This window comes from Actinokineospora sp. (assembly GCF_050699995.1).
GTDB lineage: Bacteria > Actinomycetota > Actinomycetes > Mycobacteriales > Pseudonocardiaceae > Actinokineospora.
The window spans coordinates 1-2,255 of sequence record NZ_JBOHGC010000664.1; the positions used below are offsets into that span (position 1 = coordinate 1).

Annotated in this window: 1 protein-coding gene; it reads right to left on the minus strand. The window is 71.4% G+C overall.

Translation table 11 applies throughout. The annotated features are described in order from the left end of the window. Positions 1-49: 49 nt before the first annotated feature. The gene (locus ACRDSQ_RS32605) at positions 50-1,930 is read right to left on the minus strand and encodes a hypothetical protein (RefSeq protein ID WP_431426497.1); all 1,881 of its coding nucleotides are present in this window, start codon (positions 1,928-1,930) and stop codon (positions 50-52) included. Positions 1,931-2,255 lie beyond the last annotated feature (325 nt).

A 2,255-nucleotide genomic window follows, 5' to 3' on the forward strand; every position in this document is an offset into this window, starting at 1 on the left:
ATCCCGGGCCGGCGGGTCTTCGATTCGCGCCTGGCGGCGTTCCTCCGGCTCACGGGCCGCAGCGTCCGGCCGTGCGCTCGGCGCCGCTCGACGCGAAGCCGACCGTTCCCTCGCCGCAGCGGTTCCCGCCGCGGACGAGGTAGTAGAAGATCTGGCCGATCGGCGGATCCTCCACCGCCTGCGCCGCCGCGTCGGCATCGTCCACCTCGATGCAGGACGCCGCGCCGAAGTCCCGCCGGTCGGTCGAGCGCAGGACGTCGAACAGCGCCGCGCCGTAGGTCCCGGACGGCGCGGTCCAGGTCAGCGTCCGGCGATCGGCCGCCAAGGCCAGGTCCTGCACCTCGTCCGGGGTCGCCAGAGGCGCCAGGGCCGGATCGCAGCTCGGGAAGTACCCCAGGCGCGACAGGTTCGTCCAGCCGTTCGCCCAGTTGCTGCCCGGGCTGAAGGCCCCCCGGAACGGAGCCGGCGAGAAGACCGGCTCCAGGGGCGCCTGGCGATCGGTTGTCCCCAGGGCGCTTCCGGGAGCGGGTCTGGGGTCGATGGTGACGACGGGGTCGGGGAGGGTGGCGATGCCGATGGGGAAGCGGGTCAGGGTGCGGATCGGCAGCGGCTGGGCGCAGTCCAGGGACTGGTTCTGCAGCGCCGCGCTGGTGAACGTCCCGTTGTCGTAGTGCTCCTTGGCGGCGTCGCACCCGAAGGCCGTCGCGTCCCCCACCGGGACCGCGCCGCCGTTGCCGAAGCACCAGAAGGTGCTGTCCTGCAGCTCCAGCTGGAAGTCCGAGTCCGGCGTCCGGTAGAACGCGCCGTCCACCACGTAGTCCGTCGTCGCCCGCTGCGCGCTGGTGTTCGGGCCGATCGGCGTCCCCAGCGCGCCCCCCTCGATGCACAGCGGCGCCCCGCCGAAGTCCGCGAAGAACGAGTTGTAGTACCGGCCCCCCGCGTTGTCCCGGAAGTGCAGCGCCGTGTTGGTCAGCCTGCCGGTGTAGGCCTTCTGCCCCAGGCCCACGTAGGTGGCGTTGTAGATCGTCGGGATGGCGAACGGCTGGCTGCCGTCCGGGTTGTTCCCCCCGTCCTGCTCCGCCCCCTTGTCCGACCGGTCCGTCCCCGGCGTCCCCTGCAGCGCGAACACGTGCTGCAGCCTGCCGCGGAACCCCTCGTCGTAGTCGATGCTGTCGTCCCCGACGTTGGCCACCACCAGGTGGTGCAGGTTCACCGTCCCGCCGAAGAACTCCACCCCGTCGTCCTTGTTCTGGAACACCTCGATGTGGTCCAGGTCGGTCTGCCGCCCCACCGCCCCCAGCGTCAGGCCGTTGATCTCGTTGTTCGCCGACACGTTGAAGCCGCCGTAGCGGATCGACACGTACGACATCGTCCCGCTGTCATCGTCGTCGTTGCCGCCGTTGCCGTACAGCCCCAGGCCCCCCGCCGCCGTCAGCCCCTCGATCTGCACCTCGCGCGTCGCGTCCGGACCGGCCAGCGTGTTGTTCGCCACGTACGTCCGCCCCAGCAGGATCACCCCGCCCCACTGTCCCGTCAGCGACATCGCGTTCAGCGGGTCGTCGTAGGGGAACGTCCCCGGGTTGTTCCCCACGTTGTCGTCCTGCAGGTCGGTGAACACGATCGGCCGGGTCGGCGTCCCCAGCGCCCGGATCTTCGAGCCCCGCGCGATGATCAGCGTCCCGGGGTCGTTCGCGCCCGCCACCGACTGCGGCTCCCCCCGCACCACCGTCCCCGCCTCGATCGTCAGCGTCGCCCCGTCCGTCACGTACACCGGCTGCGTCAACACGTACTCGTTCTCCGCCGTCCACGTCTCGCTCGCCGTGAGGTTGCCGCTGACGAAGATGGTCGCGGCCGCGGCCTCACCGGCCCCCGCGAGGGCCAGCACGGCCAGAAGCGCCGACACCGCGATTCGATTCCATATCCTGCTCATCATCAATCCCTCCTGGTGGGTCCTGCGCGACGCTCATCCGAATCGCCGACTCGAACGCGCCAAACCTACGCGGGTGGCGTGACGGGGCGGTGACGCCGCCGCAACGAGTCGGCGAAGGGGACCGTCCATGCCGGCGCCCGGCCGGGCCGGCCGGTCGCGCGGCGCCGGACCGCGGGAGCTTCACGCAGCGGTCACGGGGACGACACATGGTCGTCACGGGCCGCGCCTACAAAGGCCGCGACGCGGGAGAACCTCGATGAAGAACACCCTGCTCGGAGTGGTGGTGGTCCTGGGCGCCGCGGGCCTGCCGGCGACGGCGCAGGAG

Excerpts from the sequence above, each read along its gene's own strand:
- ACRDSQ_RS32605 (WP_431426497.1), bottom strand. The coding sequence starts at position 1,930 with ATGAGCAGGATATGGAATCGAATCGCGGTGTCGGCGCTTCTGGCCGTG.